Genomic DNA, 15,188 nt, shown 5'->3' on the forward strand with positions numbered 1-15,188 from the left:
AGTATCGCGAGACTAGATTTAGGTTAGGATAGCAACTCAAATACGAGCTGGTCGATCTCTTCTGTTAGCTGCGCCGACGATAGTTCGTTTCTGATATCTCTCCGTTGAGCCGAAAAATGGACCTCTTCTCGAAGAGGCAACGAGGTGGCTATGCGTTCCGCCTCCTCACCCAACTCCGCCAGTCTGGAAAGCGTTGGAATCTGAGCATCGTATTCCGGAATAGGCAACTTCCAAACGTGCTTGTGAATGTCGCGCTCGTCCTTGCCATAAGACATAAGCGGGCGCACAAACTCAGTTGTAACTGGGCTGTTAAGCACAGCGAGTAGATACCTAGCCTCTTCCTCAGAAGTGACTGCGCACCAGTAGAGTTTGTTATTCACCAACCCTTGTACGTCGGAAAGTATCGCAGCCGCGAGGTGCATTCCTGAAGTGTTGTAGACAACACGCAGCCTAGGTTGAGGGAGTTGCGCGGACAGCTTCCTCATATAGTCAAGCTGCTGAGACAGTGTTAGCGCATCAGATTTTCGGTTGTCCTCCCAAATCTGGCTGGCGGTGCGCCACCACGCAGCGAGACCAGGAAAACGACCCATCTCCTCGCTAGTCTCCATAAGGTGTTGGCCGTCAAACGGTACAATGCCCAAGAGTGGATTGGTCAGCCTGTAAGGCAGCAAGGTTTCGCCAGAGTAGATTGGGTTTACGAACCGCTCCTCAACAACTCCGCCCAAGTCGGGTACATCGCGCCAAGGTTTCTTCTCCGTTGCACTTCTCGATGATTGCACTGGAACACTTCCAGCCGCTATTCCCAATGGTCCGGCGTCTTGCCGATCGACGAAAAATAGCACTCGTGGAGAGAATATGGCTCCCTGCCTGAAACGTGAAGCATAAGGTGAAGAACCCCCCGCGCGTACTGTGACGTTGCTTTGCTCCTGCGTTAGCCTCTGGCCTATCGTTGACAAGGAAGTCCCAGCGTTTCGGATATTGCCCGCAAAATTTACAACAGCCGTTGGCATCTCTTGTGCTTCGTTGGGGTCTCTTGATCCGAAAATCACACTCGAACCACGCGGGAAGAAATGAGGTCTAATCCTCCGCAAATCCCATGAATGATCGAATGCGATTAGGGTTCTGCTATCCCCGGCTACATAGTGACCACGCCGGAAGCCGGCATAATGCTCGCGATCCACCACGGCATTTGGCATCACGAAAGCGAATGTACCTTGATCGCTTAGATACAGTTCGACCGCCCTCACAACGAATAGAGCGGAAAGGTCCTGGTGCGTGGCGTTTTCAGCGCCCGCCCAAAGCCCGCGCTCCTCTTCCATCTGCCGGAACCGCGCCTGCATATCACTGGGCATGTGTCTAAATGCGAGCCACGGAGGGTTTCCGACTAGCCGATCAACCCGATTTTCGCGCCTCGCCATCCACAGAGGGCGGGCGAGGTTCCTGATGTAGTAGCTCCAGATGTGGTTGCGCCCTTCATCGTGAAGGCTGCACATCGTTCGGAATGTGGCGGTCACGGTGTCACGAGCCGCTGTCGGGACAGCGTGTCGTTGGAAGAGTGGAGAGAGGTTCGGAACCTGCGAACCGCTGGGACGGGAAGAGGCCAACTGCGCCATCTCTTCTACGAGACGATCGAAAGCGAGGGCGTCTGCAAGTAACCCATCAGGAAACCTTAGCTCGGTAGAAAACAGCTCAGCATGGTCTTCAACTGCGACCACCATATCGCCAGCATTCCAAAGCGAATTCTGAATGCCGCCCCATTGGACCGAGTCGCCCAAGTAGATCGGAATATAAACGGCTCCGCGCTCAGGATGACGGAGCAAGTCCTGTCCAATCGCTAGCAAGTAGGTGACCCGAGCTAGTGTGACCGCAACTGGATGCAGGTCCATTCCTATCACCGCACGGCTTACACCACTGATCATTTCTGCGACGGACAAGTCCGCTTCGCGAGCCGCAGCGAGATATCGTCGGACGGAATGGAAGAGAAATGTTCCAGAGCCACAGGACGGGTCTAACACCCTTCTGTTTAGCGGATCGTCGATCGCCTCATTGACGACAAGTTCCGCCAACCAATCAGGGGTATAATATTCTCCGAGACGCTTACGCGTTTCTGGGCCGATAACGCTCTCATACAGCGTTTTGAGAACATCTTGTTCGACAGCTGCCCAATTGAAGCGCGACAACCGTCGAATGAGCGCGCTCACGTATTCCCGACCTCCATCGACCTCCAACGGCCAGTCGAAAAAATCCTGCTCGACAACACCAAAAATGCTTCGACTGGTGAAGATAGCGCCAGACAAAACGTCTTGAGGATCAAGGTCAGTGGTCTGCAAGCCGAGCACACAATGAGCAATGACCTCAGCTGAATTTACTAGGAGGGTGTGTTCGACAAAGAGTTCGTCGGTGTCTTCAAACTGGTTGCCAAGCGTCGATACGAGAAGCTTTGACCACAATGATCGCTTCATTCTGACAGTAGGCAAATCCTTATGGCGATCGTAGAGTGCGGCTATGGTCGCGCTATCGAGCGAGTGGGCGCTGCTGCCAGAGCCCAAACGAGCCCTGATTTCCTCCGTCGTAGCTGGAATGCTTTGCGCAGTTGCAAGCACGCCTTCCAGCCAAACCAACAGATTATCGAGACCATTCTCCGGTTCGCCCGTGTCGAACGATGCTACTTCGATAAAATCATCACCTGTCAGATGATGACAGGACCAAAGTACTCCGTCGGTTACAATGCCGACATATCGTGTGCCTGTGTCCGTAGTGCGAGTTTCAACATAACCACGAAGCTGCTCAATTGCTTCGGCCTTTGCTCGGTTCGTCGAGACGTTGCGCTTGATTTCAATAGCAGCGGTTCCAAGCTCGACGTCGATGCGTCGACCATCACCTACTTGTGCTTCGAGGTTTACAACGCGAAGGTCATCATCATCGAGTTCCAGCTGAGGTGCCAGCAAAAGCATTCGCACGTCGGCTTGTATTTCGGCCTCGGTTCGGCGGCTACCTCTGTTGCTCAGACGATGAAAAACTTCTGCTAGCACTTGATCCCCCAGGAAATGCCCACCTCGGTAGCCCCATCCGATAGGTTAGAGCAATTGGCGCAAGCATCTGTTCTGCGGAAACCGATGTCTCTCATGCAGCTATCGGTCAGAAGCCAAGGATCATGGTACTGCCATGCGCTCACAAATCGTGCAGCCGATTGCTTGGGACGCGGCATGTAGATTGTGATCATCGAGATGAGCATATCGGGAGGTAGTGCGCACATCCTTATGGCCGAGCAGCCTACCAATCATTGGAAGCGTCTCAGAGTTTCGCACTGCCAAGCTGGCATAGTTGTGCCTGATGTCGTGCAATCTCACATCCTCAATGCCCGCTTCGACCCTCAGCATGCGCCAGAACCATTCGATTGCAGAGACGGGCAGCACATCGAATTGGAAGACTCGCTCATGGCTCCTTCTACGCGGCAAGCGATCAATGACGGCCCTCGCCTCTTTGCCGAGCCATACGACACGTGGCCCAGTCTTTGTATCGGTCAGCTTGAGCTTACGGCCTTGAACCTCACCCCAAGCGAGATTGAGAATTTCGCCACGCCGACATCCTGTCAAAGCGAGAAGCGAAATGATCGCGACTTCGTTCGGCTTGTCCGCCCGATGCCGTGCAAGCGCCTCTCCAAGTCGAGACATTTCGGCCTGGCTCAGAAAACGTTCGATCTTTCGCCCCTTGTTACGCTTGACGCCACGAAAGGGATTTGAGTGCTCAGGCAGATAACCCCATGCCTCGGCCTTACCGAACATCGCCTTTAGGATTTCCATAGCGCGGTTGGCCGCGCCCGGCCCTGCCGAGCGCGTCAGCTTTGCATGCCAGCGCACGGCATCAGCATGGCTGATCTCGTCGATAAACTTTCCGGCGAACGCGTGTTCCAAGTGCGTTCGCCGGTAGATGTCGTGTATCTCAAGAGTGGATGGCTTCCAGGTTGGAGCCGCAACCTCCCAATAGTGCCGAAGAAAGGATGCATAGGTCGGCGTCCTCTTGCCGCGTTGCTTCTTGTCCGCCGGGTTCTGGCCCAGTTCGATCCTCAAAATTAGGCGGCGCGCAACATCCTTGGCGATCCGCTCGGTTAGAATGGCAGCATCGCCGATTGTAATGAGCCTCTGCTTGCCGCCCATCGTGCGCTGAAGAACGTAACTCTTCCTGCCTGATGGATGGATACGCTCACCAAAACCGGGAAGGACGTAGTCGAACTTTGTTCGGCGCTTCCCAGCATCACCCGGGACGATGCGCGCCAGCTCCTCGGCAAGGATACGCTTGAGGTCATAGCTGGTCATGCGTTCATCCCCATTGAGCTTGCGAGGCTGGTACAGATGCGGTCAGCGCTTTCCGAAATGACCTCGTCCGCGAGATGCGCGTATCGGGCCGTCGTTTCAGGAAGCGCATGGCCGAGCAGCTTGCCGATGGTCGCAAGCGGTATCCCTTTCGCTATGGCAACCGAAGCAAAGCTGTGACGGAGATCATGCAGGCGCACATCGGGCAAGGTTGCCTTGCGCCTGATCTTCTCCCAGTGCTGGCCTAGGTTGATCGGCACCTCGCGATACATTGCCGGGAATACGAGCTGATCGTCTCCGCGACGTTGCAGCCCATCGAGCACAGCGATTGCCTGCGGGTTGAGGTAGATCGCCTTCGGCCCGGTCTTGCTGTCAGGCAATGTGAGGCGGGGTATCTGGACGTAGCGCCAGCGCAATGTCGCAATCTCTGAAACCCTTGCGCCTGTATAGATCAGCATCAGGAGAGCTGGGACAACGAACGCATTGGCACCGTCGTGCTCTGCCAGCACCTTACCGAGCCTTTGATATTCATCAGCTGACAGATAGCGTTCCGGAAGGTCCCGCTTGAAGCGAGAGACGCCGCGACAAGGGTTGGTATTCTTCTCGCGGTATCCAAGCTTCTCAGCATATTGCATCATAACCGACATGACCGGGATGCTGCGATTGAAGGCTCCTCCCACGTCAGCCATGCTGTCTCGCCAGCGATTGATGTCAGCCCGTTCAATCGCGTCGACAGAGAGTGTTCCAAACCTTGGGATCAGCCGCTTGTCGATGTAAGCCCGCGAAGCATCGCGCGTCGAAGGCTTCCAATGCGGCGAATAATCGAGCCAGAACTCCTCGGCGAACTCTGCAAAGAGTGGAGCCTTAAGCTTCTCCGGAGCGGTAGGCAGATCGGCAAGCGTTGCCTTGATGAGCAATCTGCGCGCAGCAGCGCGCGCGGCGGGTGCGCCCAGCGCACCTGCCGCCACTCCCGCGCTTCCCAGTGTCACCATTCGCTGCACGCCTCGCGGTCTGTGCTTCACAATCCAGGTGAGGTGTCCCGACTTGCGCTTGCGAAGTCCGAAACCGGGAAGCTCTGTATCCCAAGTTATGCCGATAGGAAGCGACTTTCGCCGAGCAACATAGCCGGTCAGTTTCAGTCGGTGGGACTGCCTACGATGGGATACTCCTGCGCCTTGGCTACCACCTGATTGCTCGCCCCCTTGGACAAGCAATACCTCTGTTTCTTCGTGCTTTTTTGCCATGCCATGCAGCTACCGCTGCGTAGGGTGTGCTCCTTCGTTCCCAAGTGCGCGAGGTGGTCCAGGCAATGAGGGGGATTGATCAAGGACGACTTTTCCCGATCTCCATGTTGGAGCGCGAGCAACCAGGCCTGGCAGCTCACAGCATGCAGATAGAAAGCAGTTCAACGCCTCCAGCCGAAGACAGCACCTGCGAAAGAGGCAGCGGCCAAGGGCGCGTGGGAAGCAAGGCAAGCGGGACCTGTCGCGTGCCCTAGCTTCCCGCCGCCCGACCCGTTGCCGGTTCGCAAGTGCGCGCGGGGCCCAAGAACAAATTACGCCGCACCCTCAGGAGCGCATCGCAAGATGCGCGGGACAGAGTGCGTCCACAGCCCCGCTCCACTTATCGGGTGCCGCCGCAGTGCGGTGGGCGGCCGTCAGAGCAACCGACCGAACCGGGTTCTTGTGCTTGATTGGACTACCCGGCGAACAAGAAAAAAGGGCAGGAACCGTCCCCGGTTCCCGCCCTGTCGGTAGTCTCAGAACTCGTCGAGCATGCCGCCGTGGACCGTGTGGACCACCCGCGCTGCGAGATGTGCTGGCAAGATGTTGTAGTCACCCTCGTCGAGGGCAAAGTACCCGAGTTCGTCATCCTCGATAACGTGCTGATCGAAGAAGCTGTGCAGCGCTCTCTTCTCGGCTGTTTCCAGAGCCTCGAAATAGCTCCGGGACGCAACGGGGCAATGATCCGATTTAGCCATGATTATCCTCCTGATTTCTGTCGTGAGACGACAGGAGGTGCGCGCGATGGTCTTGTGCATCCCGGGTCAGGGATCGCCCGGATGGGCGACCGCAATAGCGGCGGTGGGGGTAACGATTTTGTTCGCTGCCGGATGCAATCCGGTGGCGGGCAAAATGGTGGGGCCCCGCCGTCCTTGAGGCGGGAGGCGCAAGGCCATCATGCTGGGAGAACCGTGAGCAAGAACCCACCACCTCCGCCCCAATATCGAACGCCTGCTGGGTGCGAATTGCCTTTCCTACACCCCGATGACGCGGGCATGGAAACAACCGGGGAGCAGATCTGAGGGGGACAAAAGGATAAGTAACATGCCCCGAAACAGGAGCGCGATTGCAGCCCTGCAAAAACTCGAAGCGGACCGCGAGGCGCTCGACTCCAAACAACGCGAACTTGAAGTGCAAGCGGCCAGAGAGCTCGGCGAAATCATTTTGGGAAGCGGCCTCGAAAGCTTCTCGAAGAAGGGTTTGAGGAAGGTTGCCGAAGAACTCGGGAAGCTCGGCGAGGATGCTGCGATCGAGAGGCTGACGGGGCGCGGTGCAACCCGTGCTTCGAATGCTACGCCGGGAACCCAGTAACCACAGAAGAAGAGGCCCTGCCGCTTGCGGCAGAGCCTCTTCGTAAGGCGGACGACCGGCATCGAGGTCAGTCGATATCGGGAGCGTCGGTGTTGTCGTTGTCGTCGCTCGAGCCGTTGCCGCGGGAGAGGAAGTCGACCTTGTCGGCGAGGATCTCGGTGCCGTAGCGGGTGACCCCATCCTTGTCCTCCCACTGGGTGTAGTGGATACGGCCCTGGACCGATACCAGCTGGCCCTTGGAGCAGTACTGGCCGACGGTCTTGGCGAGGCCGTTGAAGCAGGTCACCCGGTGGAACTCGCTTTCCTTGGCGGTGTAGCCGTTCTCGTCCTTGTAGGTCTTGCCGTCCTTGTCCCGTGCAGGGCGATCGGTGACAACGGTGATTCCGGTAACATTGGTGCCGCCCTTGGTCTCACGGGTATCGGGATCGCGAGCGATGCGGCCGGTGAGGATTGCGATATTGGTCATGATGGTAGTCCTTCAGTTCCTCAAACCGGAGACCATCTCCGGCTTGCGAACATCCAGAAGAAGCAGGGCATGGGAGGACTGCACCGCAGGCCTGGAAGGCCGAAGGGGAACCTGTTCATGACGGGTGGTGCGGGCAGGCAGCGCAGCTGCCAACACGGCCGGAAAGGAACGGGTTGCTGTCCTCAGCTGACCTGGTTCAGGACTGTTCGCGAAGAAAGCCGGATGGGTATCGGGTGCGGGTCTGCAGGCTCACGTGACCCTGCTGTAATCAGCTTGCTCCATCGCCCTCCGATGCCGCCAGGAGATCCATGAGGTTGCGGGCTGCTTCCCGGTCTTCCTCGTTCTCGAACGCCACATCGAGGTCGGGGGCGGACCCGAACATGTGCAGGAACGACCACAGTGCAAAGCGCTTGCCCCGGTCCTCCTCAAGGCCGAGATCGACCCGGCAATGCTCGATGCCGGCTGCAAAGGTATCGGGAGCAACCCCTGAGATGTCGGTGGTGGCAAAGTAGCGCTGCAGCAGATCGTCAAGTTGCATGACCGGTCCATAGCCGGGTCGGCGCCGAATGCACATCCGGGCAATGTAGATGCAGATTGTGAAGGCCCCCTCAGGACCCGGGGAAGGTGCCCAAGGGACCGCGGCGATCGACCACGGTGATCCGGCGAGCCTTGGCATCGATGACAAGCCGTTCGGTCACGCCATTGCCCGGAAAGGCGACGACGTAACGCGGCTTTAGCGAGAGCATCTGCTCGTTGCGCTTGAACCCGGCGCGGGCGCCAAGCCGACGATCGAGCGAATAGGTCAGTTGCTGGACTTCGCGGCGTTCGGCCCAGCTTGCTGCCAGGCGATCGGCACCCTTGCCGTCGCCGCCATGGACCAGGAAGAGATCGGGAACCACATCGCGCACCTTGTCCAGCGTTGCCCAGATATTGTCGGCATATCGCTTCGCATCCTCGGCGCTCTCGAAGCTCTGGCGACCACCGGCAAAGACGACCGGAGTTCCTTCCGGGATCAGGGCATGGCGCCGGTTCTCGGCGCGTGCGCGTAGGAAATCGCGGGCATCGATCACGGCCGATGTGAGCTTTCGCGAATGGCTCGTTCGCGAGCCGGACACGGGCTTCCAAGAGGAACCGGTCTCGTCGCGGTAGAGTGCTGCTGCAGCCTCGCGCATCTGCTCGAAGGCCAGCATGCTGGCTTCGGCAGCCTGCGCGCGCTCGACCTGCTCTTCTAGATTGCTCGAATGCACTTCGGAGCCATCGGCTGATGCGAGGAGGACCCGGATTTCGTCGATGGCCCGGTCAAGTTGAGCGGACTTCCGGCTGGCTGCGCGGTGGAAGAGATTGACCATGCCCCAGGCAATGTCCTCTGCATCGGCTTCCAGGGCAGTATCGGAGAACATCGCGAAGAGATCGGACCAGACTGCGCCAAGCGTCTGCTCGATCGCGTCCTCGCAGGGAAAGTCGGTCTCGTTGAAGGGGGCTGGCCGGATGCTGAAGCCTGAGAGGTCGAGGCCGCTCAACTGGTCGATGAAGCTGTCGTACATGGGGTGTCTCCTGATCTGATCGCGAGGACAAGGAGAGGAGGCACCATTGCCTCGGTCCTGTCCGCCGGAGCCCGATCAGGGCCGGGACAAGGGGCGTGAGGCACCGCGTAGCGGGAAACCTGCGGCCCTAGGCTGGCGCGGGCAACACGGGCCGACGGGCCGCAGGTTGCGACGCGCCCCGACCGGCCCAAGGGCTTCTCCCGGCGGACTGGGATGAGGCAGGATCAGGACCTGGTGTAGCAAGTGGATCGGGAGCGCTCGAAGATCGCTTCACCATTCGAGAATCGCCCGACCAGGCGCATCTCACCAAACAGGTCGATGAACCTACCCGACACCTGGCCGAGCCAGTGCCGTGCCCTTGCCGTTCGTGGGTTGTAGAAATCCGCCTCCCAGTAGCGAGCGTCATCGCGCTCGGCGAGCCAGATCGCGGCAAGGCCGCAATATATCGATATGCCGCAATCGGCGAAGGCGTTGCGCAGGAGGATGCGATCCTCGCGGCCGCGCCATCCATCGAAGCGCTCGAATGAAGGAAAGGTCGCCTTCGTGATATCGATGACCTCGTCAACGAGGCACTCGTAGACCCAGTCGATATCTTCGTCTTCGCCCTCATCAAGCAGGCGAAAGGCTACCACGGAGCCGCTTGGATAGCTGACGGAACGTCCCATCTCACTGCTCCTCAGGCTGCATCAGCGAGATCGATGTCGGTCTCGCCTTCGCTAGATTGCTGGCCACCCAGTTCGAGCAACAGGCTGGCCGCTTCCTCGGCCTTTGCTGCAGCCGTCAGGATCGCGCGCTCGTCGGATCTGAGGATCTTGAGCCAGGACGCGATGTAGCTGGCGTGATGGTCGAGGTGGGTGACCGGAAGACCTAGTTCGGCCCCGAGAATGGCCGAGGACAGCTCGGCGATGAGTTCCTCGGCAGCATAGGCTTCGCTGCCGAAGCGGTTCTTGAGATCGCGATCGAGCCGCGAGGAATGCCCCGTCCAGTGCGACAGCTCGTGCGCGAGTGTCGCATAGTAGTGGTCATAAGCTTCGAAGAGCTCGGCTGGCGGCATGGTGACGCGGTCGCGCAGCGGTTCGTAATAGGCCTGGGCACCACGATGGCGGAGGTCTGCGCCGATATGGGCAAAGAAGGCATCGAGCCGGTCTTCGCGCCCTTCGGGCTCAAGCGCGGCAACCAGTGGCTTGGGATGATAAAATGCAGGGAGACCATCGCACTGGTCGGCGTTGAACACCGCATAGGCCTTGAGCACGCGCCGATTCTTGGAGTCCGCTTCCCCTTCTGGATTTTCGACTTCGTTGGTGTAGCTCTTGTAGAAGATCGCGATGGTCGATTTCTCACCCTTGCGGACCTGTCCGCCGAGCTTCTGGCACTGGCGATAGGTCATCCAGTAGGGCGAGGCGTAGCCACAGCCGTCGGCCACCATCCACAACCAGAAGGTGTTCATGCCGCGATAGGGCGTCCCGCAGGAGCGCAAGGGCCGCGAGACGGGCACACCGCGCCACGGCTTGACCCAGGGCTTTGTGCCTTGCTCGAGCTTTTCGATGATGGCAGCGGTGATGCGCTGGGCAGGCGAAGTCGAAGCAGTGCGGCGGGACTTGGTCATGGGAGTTCTCCTGATCGCCGAGACGGACATGTCCCGGTTCAGGAAAAGCAAAAGCTCCCTCCCCTCTCGTCTAATGATGACGGCTTTGCGCCCTCATCCCGGTCATTCCGCTACAAAAGGCTGTTCCCCAAAAGAAGACATTCGGTGCGCTTTAACCGAAGGTCATAACAGCCAATCGATCGGGAAGCGTTCCAATGCCCGGACAAGCAGTCGCGACGAGAAAGTCGTGCCTGGTTCTATCCGCTCGATCACCGGATCATCATCGCGCGCGTCGATCCAGCCAATCTCGCCATCGTTCAGAACGACGCGATATGTGTTGCGCGCAACAGTGGTGTCAAAAGCCTCGCGCATTTGTTTCGCCAACGCGACGCTGTCGATCACGATGCCCAACTCGGTATTGAGCGAGAAAGACCGTGGGTCGAAATTTAGCGAGCCCACGAACAGCCGGACCCCATCCACGGAAAAGGCTTTGGCATGCAAGGTCGAACCTGGGCTGCCGTCTCTTTCCCGCGAACCGGTGCGCACGAACTTGCGTGCAGTTTTCGGGTCGTCGTCGGGCGCTGGAACTTCGAACAGGGACACCCCGGCCCTCACGAGCTTCGTGCGATGCTTGGCGTACCCAGCGTGGACAGCCCCCACGTCCGTGGACGCATAGGAATTTGTTAGCACCCGAACGTCCACGCCACGCTGCGCCATTCCCGCCAAAGCATCAGCTCCGCTATCGGTTGGGACGAAGTAAGCCGACACAATAAGCAATTCCGACGCCGGTTCTCCGATGATTTCAGAGAGCGCGTCGAGGAGAGGACCACCTTCCTCACGCGTTCCAACCACCTTATCAGGGGGATCGCTGACCAGTTGAACCGGCGCCCAGGTTAATTCAATCTCGCCACGCTCGATGCGCCCGAGCAGCGGAGCTTTCGCAACTGCGTCGACGTAGCTGACGGATTCCAGCCCGCTGCTTCGCCGGGAGCTGCGACTGGTCAGTTCACGCTCCGTCTCCCCGACAATCGGGGGCATTAGCTCTTTTAGCGGCGCCGCGAGAGGCGAGTTCCAGAACCGGTCGAAGCAGTCTGACACGTCCTGCACCACCGGACCGATGCAGACGGCATCGAGATCGGCAAACACGCCCTCGCGCTTGGCGGCGAAATATTCGTCGCCGATGTTGCGCCCGCCCACAATCGTGACCTGGTTATCGACCGTGAAACTTTTCGAATGCATCCGCCGGTTGGCTCGGTGGAAACGGAATAGGAAATCGAGCGGCTTGAAGCGGCGGCAGCGGAAGGGATTGAAGAGCCGAACTTCGATGTTCGGCAAGTCGGCCATCCAGCGGAGTGCGTCATCCAATCCCGCGATACCGTTATCGTCCAAGAGCATCCGAACCCGAACCCCGCGGGCCGCAGCCGCGCGGACCTGTTCGAGCATGAGGTTGCCCGTCAGATCATCGTGCCAGATGTAATACTGCAGATCGATCGACCGCTCTGCATTTTCCAGCAACACCTTGCGGATTGCGAACGCATCGATGCCATCCTCGAGCAATTCGATGCCGCTCATGCCGGGGTGCTCGGAAATTCTCTGCGACACGCCCAACCCCAGCGTCGAAAATCCGGTGTTGGCTAATGCACTGCTGGAGATCCGCGTGTAAACGCGACGCGATATCGGCAGAACCATCCGGTCAACCGACAATGTCGTTTTGTAGATGGATAGTCTGCGTTGGGAATGCGAAAGCGATCCCGAGTTCGTCCAGCTTGCGCATGATGGCGAAGAGCAACGTTTCCTGCATCGCCAACGATTCCGGGTAGGAGCGGGTATTGAAGTAGGCGAATATCTCGATCTGCAGTGCGCTGTCTCCGAAACCGTGAAAACGCACGCGGGCATCGTCGTCGAGAATGTGGCCGTCATCGGCGATGATGGTCCGCAACTCCCCGAGCAATCGCTCCATCTGTTTGGCGTCGGTATCATAGGTGACACCTATGGTCTGATGAAAAAGGAAGCGGTCTCGCAGCGCGTAATTCTCGATCCGTTCCGAGGCGAGGTACCCATTGGGAATGGACACAAGCGTGCGATTCAGCGTGCGCACGAGTGTGGAACGCATGCCGATATCCTCGACCGTCCCGAACACCTCGCCGATCTGAGCAGCGTCACCCACCTGCACGGGCTTGTCGGCGATCAGCGTGACCGAACCAACCAGGTTCTCGATCGTCTTCTGCGCTCCCAGCGCCAATGCAAGGCCGCCAATGCCGAGTGCTGCGATCCCGGTTGTCACATCCAACCCGACTGTATCGAGTACGGCTACGAACGCGATCGCCAGCAAGAACACCTTCGCGCCGCGGCGTAGGAAGCTGACGATCGTGACAGCCTGACGACGTTCGGCCCGGTGCATCTGCCCCGTCACGACGCGGGCGATGGCATCGACGAGCCGCAGCGCGAACCAGGCCAGAGCTATCCAGGCGACGATGGCGGCGTAGCGCAGCAATGTCTGTCGCGCGACGATCGACACGCCGAGGTCGCCGGCAGTTGCGTAGAAGGTCAGCACGGCCAGATAGAGCGACAGCGGCGGCATGGCCGCGTGCAGAAAGCGGTAAACGGGACTTGTATCGTGCTCGGCAATTGCCCGCCGTAGCAAAGCCATCAGCAGCGCAGTCAGCAACCGGAAGGCGGCAAAGGCGAGCAGAGCCAGGGCGATGAGCTTCAGCCAGTCGATCAGCGGCGCACCTGCGACTGCGATGTCCTCGTCCGTGATGGTTTCTTCAACTGCCTCGGCCGGAACGAAGTCGGCTATTTCTTCGGCCGTCTCGAGCGCTATGCGCCACTGCATGCTGCCATCTGTAGCGGTGATCTGCTGCAACAGTATCGGAGCGGCGTTTTCTTCACTGGAAAGCGTGCCGACCTGTTCGAGATTTTGGGCCAAACCATCATCCACGACGCCTGCCGCCTCGTTCGACAGGAGCGGGAACGCCAAGAGGCTTCCGCCGCTATCAAGCGCGATCTGCAGTTTCCGCGCCAGTTCTGCCCTTCGGTCCACGTCCGGTTGCGAATCTGCATCTGCGGCCAAGGCGTCTGTGCCGTCATCCGAAGTTTCGCTCCCTGTTTCCGCCTCAGGACTTTCCTCGGCCGGGAAATATTGAGCTGCGCGCAGGTAATCCCCATCGGCCAAGGCCCGAAGCAATCCGGTAATTGCTCCACGAGGAGTTTCGCGCCCGAACGGATCGGGCGCAGGAGCTGTGGCGGTGTCTGCTGGGAGTGGTTCGGTTCCCGGCAGCGTTTGGGCCCCTGCAAGAGATGCAAGGGCAAGCGCGATCATAGCGATCAGGAACCGGATAAGAGCCAGCCCAGCCTTCATTCGTTGTCGTCCATTTCGCGGAGCAGGGCACGATGGCACTGTTCCATAAGCTCGTAAAAGCGCGCCAGATTGGCGAGGTTTTGCTGGCCTTCCTGCCGGTCGATATTGGCCGCGGCGTCGACCACCATGCGCCGGTGGTTTGCGAACCGCTTCGCGAACTGTCTCGTGAGAGATGTGTAGGGGTTCGGGCACATGGCGAAATAGATTTCGCGCTCGCCCGGCTTCGACCGACGCTCGATGATCTCGAGGCCTTCCAGCAGGCGAAGATTGGTGCTGACACTGCCCCGGCTCACTTGGAGCGTCTCGGCGATTTCAGCCGAGGTGAGCATCCGGCCCATTACCATCAGCAAGCCCCATATGCGACCGGTAATGCGGGCCTGGCCGTCCGCCTCGGCGTTCATCCCCATCCGTTCGATAAAATCGACTTCGGCAGGCGTGAGAGTTACGGGTTTGGCGCTCATTCGATGCCTCTACCAAAAGTATAGGTCAGGGCAATTCCGCCGGCGAACTGATCGCCCGAACCGAACGCAGCGACTACCGGAGAACCTGCCGGATCGCCGATGAGCCGATCGTATTTCGCGTAGCTGTAGATGCCCCATCGCGGGCTGAATTGCTGGATGTACCCGAGTGTGGCACCGACCGATTGCACTCCTCCATCCGCATCGAACGCCGGCAGGCCAGACGAAGAATCCCCAGGACGAATACCGAAATACGCGTTCTGATAATTGGTGTCGGTGATCGTCACGCGAGGGCCAAAAGACAGCAACTGCCTGTCGCTATCGCGCAAGACGTAGTCCGCACTCAGCACGGAGATGAAGCCATCATGGCCGGTGCCCCCTTGGCGTGCCTCTGCGCGGAAGCGAAGGTTCTCGCCTATTTCCAGTTGCGCGAAGCCGCCCAGTTCGAACGAAAAATCTATTTCCGGCAGCCCTCCCACATCGTCGGAAGATCGCTCTCCCTCGAAGCCGAGCGACGGGCCCAGCGACAAATTGCTAACGCGAATAACCGCGAAACCGAAGCTCTCGTCAGGTGCCTCGAACTTGAAATCCTCTCCAACATCCGCTCGTGAGACATCGATCAATGACCGAATGGCGATTGTGTCGGAACCAGGATAGCTGGGAACCAGCTGCGGACCCAACGCTATGCGTGTACGGCGGGGTTCCCCGGTTTTCTGTTGTGCGGCGACGGGCGCGGTGATCGTGAAGCCAAGGCCGATCGCGAAAAGCGATAAGGTATAGGCAATTTTCATTCGGTAATTCCGTTTCTTGCGACTTGGGCAGGTCCGCGTTCTGGTGAACGCGGCGATGAAACAGAACCCGAGTCCT

Annotated in this window: 14 protein-coding genes; 1 reads left to right on the top strand and 13 read right to left on the bottom strand. The window is 58.9% G+C overall.

Annotated features, from left to right (window positions below):
• Positions 1 to 23: 23 nt before the first annotated feature.
• The 4 genes from Q9K02_RS14455 to Q9K02_RS14470 all read right to left on the bottom strand — a co-directional run bounded on the left by Q9K02_RS14455 (position 24) and on the right by Q9K02_RS14470 (position 6,294).
• Positions 24 to 2,954 (bottom strand): N-6 DNA methylase, encoded by a 2,931-nt coding sequence (locus Q9K02_RS14455; protein WP_305933583.1) that lies wholly within the window; start codon positions 2,952 to 2,954, stop codon positions 24 to 26.
• Between the two features lie 198 nt (positions 2,955 to 3,152).
• On the bottom strand, positions 3,153 to 4,316 hold the full coding sequence (locus Q9K02_RS14460; protein ID WP_305933584.1) for a site-specific integrase: 1,164 nt from the start codon (positions 4,314 to 4,316) through the stop codon (positions 3,153 to 3,155).
• Positions 4,313 to 5,557 (bottom strand): tyrosine-type recombinase/integrase, encoded by a 1,245-nt coding sequence (locus tag Q9K02_RS14465; protein WP_305933585.1) that lies wholly within the window; start codon positions 5,555 to 5,557, stop codon positions 4,313 to 4,315. Before Q9K02_RS14465 ends, Q9K02_RS14460 begins: the two co-directional genes overlap by 4 nt.
• A gap of 515 nt (positions 5,558 to 6,072) precedes the next feature.
• On the bottom strand, positions 6,073 to 6,294 hold the full coding sequence (locus tag Q9K02_RS14470; RefSeq protein WP_305933586.1) for a hypothetical protein: 222 nt from the start codon (positions 6,292 to 6,294) through the stop codon (positions 6,073 to 6,075).
• A 286-nt stretch (positions 6,295 to 6,580) separates the two neighbouring features.
• Here Q9K02_RS14470 and Q9K02_RS14475 point away from each other — a divergent pair, with 286 nt between their 5' ends.
• Entirely contained in the window at positions 6,581 to 6,907 is a 327-nt protein-coding gene (locus Q9K02_RS14475; RefSeq protein ID WP_305933587.1) for a DUF6437 family protein, read from the top strand.
• Between the two features lie 67 nt (positions 6,908 to 6,974).
• Here the strand turns inward: Q9K02_RS14475 and Q9K02_RS14480 are convergent, their stop codons facing one another.
• The 9 genes from Q9K02_RS14480 to Q9K02_RS14520 all read right to left on the bottom strand — a co-directional run.
• Positions 6,975 to 7,373, bottom strand: coding sequence for a single-stranded DNA-binding protein (locus Q9K02_RS14480; RefSeq protein WP_259963171.1), 399 nt, complete (start codon positions 7,371 to 7,373; stop codon positions 6,975 to 6,977).
• A 268-nt stretch (positions 7,374 to 7,641) separates the two neighbouring features.
• Positions 7,642 to 7,911, bottom strand: a complete 270-nt coding sequence (locus Q9K02_RS14485; RefSeq protein ID WP_305933588.1) for a hypothetical protein — start codon at positions 7,909 to 7,911, stop codon at positions 7,642 to 7,644.
• Between the two features lie 70 nt (positions 7,912 to 7,981).
• Positions 7,982 to 8,917 carry a DUF2493 domain-containing protein gene (locus Q9K02_RS14490; RefSeq protein ID WP_305933589.1) on the bottom strand — a complete coding sequence of 312 codons (936 nt, stop codon included), beginning with the start codon at positions 8,915 to 8,917 and terminating at the stop codon, positions 7,982 to 7,984.
• Positions 8,918 to 9,141: 224 nt separating this feature from the next.
• The gene (locus Q9K02_RS14495) at positions 9,142 to 9,582 is read right to left on the bottom strand and encodes a hypothetical protein (protein WP_305933590.1); all 441 of its coding nucleotides are present in this window, start codon (positions 9,580 to 9,582) and stop codon (positions 9,142 to 9,144) included.
• An 11-nt stretch (positions 9,583 to 9,593) separates the two neighbouring features.
• Entirely contained in the window at positions 9,594 to 10,523 is a 930-nt protein-coding gene (locus Q9K02_RS14500; RefSeq protein WP_305933591.1) for an ArdC family protein, read from the bottom strand.
• Between the two features lie 162 nt (positions 10,524 to 10,685).
• A complete protein-coding gene (locus Q9K02_RS14505; RefSeq protein WP_305933592.1) occupies positions 10,686 to 12,074 on the bottom strand; it encodes a phospholipase D-like domain-containing protein in 1,389 nt (462 codons plus the stop codon).
• Between the two features lie 121 nt (positions 12,075 to 12,195).
• Complete coding sequence (locus Q9K02_RS14510; RefSeq protein WP_305933593.1) at positions 12,196 to 13,863, bottom strand: mechanosensitive ion channel family protein; 1,668 nt, start codon at positions 13,861 to 13,863, stop codon at positions 12,196 to 12,198.
• Complete coding sequence (locus Q9K02_RS14515; protein ID WP_305933594.1) at positions 13,860 to 14,324, bottom strand: GbsR/MarR family transcriptional regulator; 465 nt, start codon at positions 14,322 to 14,324, stop codon at positions 13,860 to 13,862. Before Q9K02_RS14515 ends, Q9K02_RS14510 begins: the two co-directional genes overlap by 4 nt.
• Positions 14,321 to 15,188 (bottom strand): MipA/OmpV family protein (locus Q9K02_RS14520; RefSeq protein ID WP_305933595.1); only part of this gene is annotated, 868 nt, incomplete at its 5' end. The genes Q9K02_RS14515 and Q9K02_RS14520, both read right to left, overlap by 4 nt.

The organism is Qipengyuania profundimaris, from assembly GCF_030717945.1.
Classification (GTDB): Bacteria; Pseudomonadota; Alphaproteobacteria; order Sphingomonadales; family Sphingomonadaceae; genus Qipengyuania; species Qipengyuania profundimaris.

Bases quoted from the DNA above. Each gene is read 5' to 3' on its own strand.
- Q9K02_RS14455 (WP_305933583.1), bottom strand. From the start codon at position 2,954: ATGCTTTTGCTGGCACCTCAGCTGGAACTCGATGATGATGACCTTCGC.
- Q9K02_RS14460 (WP_305933584.1), bottom strand. From the start codon at position 4,316: ATGACCAGCTATGACCTCAAGCGTATCCTTGCCGAGGAGCTGGCGCGC.
- Q9K02_RS14465 (WP_305933585.1), bottom strand. From the start codon at position 5,557: ATGGCAAAAAAGCACGAAGAAACAGAGGTATTGCTTGTCCAAGGGGGC.
- Q9K02_RS14470 (WP_305933586.1), bottom strand. From the start codon at position 6,294: ATGGCTAAATCGGATCATTGCCCCGTTGCGTCCCGGAGCTATTTCGAG.
- Q9K02_RS14475 (WP_305933587.1), top strand. From the start codon at position 6,581: ATGACGCGGGCATGGAAACAACCGGGGAGCAGATCTGAGGGGGACAAA.
- Q9K02_RS14480 (WP_259963171.1), bottom strand. From the start codon at position 7,373: ATGACCAATATCGCAATCCTCACCGGCCGCATCGCTCGCGATCCCGAT.
- Q9K02_RS14485 (WP_305933588.1), bottom strand. From the start codon at position 7,911: ATGCAACTTGACGATCTGCTGCAGCGCTACTTTGCCACCACCGACATC.
- Q9K02_RS14490 (WP_305933589.1), bottom strand. From the start codon at position 8,917: ATGTACGACAGCTTCATCGACCAGTTGAGCGGCCTCGACCTCTCAGGC.
- Q9K02_RS14495 (WP_305933590.1), bottom strand. From the start codon at position 9,582: ATGGGACGTTCCGTCAGCTATCCAAGCGGCTCCGTGGTAGCCTTTCGC.
- Q9K02_RS14500 (WP_305933591.1), bottom strand. From the start codon at position 10,523: ATGACCAAGTCCCGCCGCACTGCTTCGACTTCGCCTGCCCAGCGCATC.
- Q9K02_RS14505 (WP_305933592.1), bottom strand. From the start codon at position 12,074: ATGAGCGGCATCGAATTGCTCGAGGATGGCATCGATGCGTTCGCAATC.
- Q9K02_RS14510 (WP_305933593.1), bottom strand. From the start codon at position 13,863: ATGAAGGCTGGGCTGGCTCTTATCCGGTTCCTGATCGCTATGATCGCG.
- Q9K02_RS14515 (WP_305933594.1), bottom strand. From the start codon at position 14,324: ATGAGCGCCAAACCCGTAACTCTCACGCCTGCCGAAGTCGATTTTATC.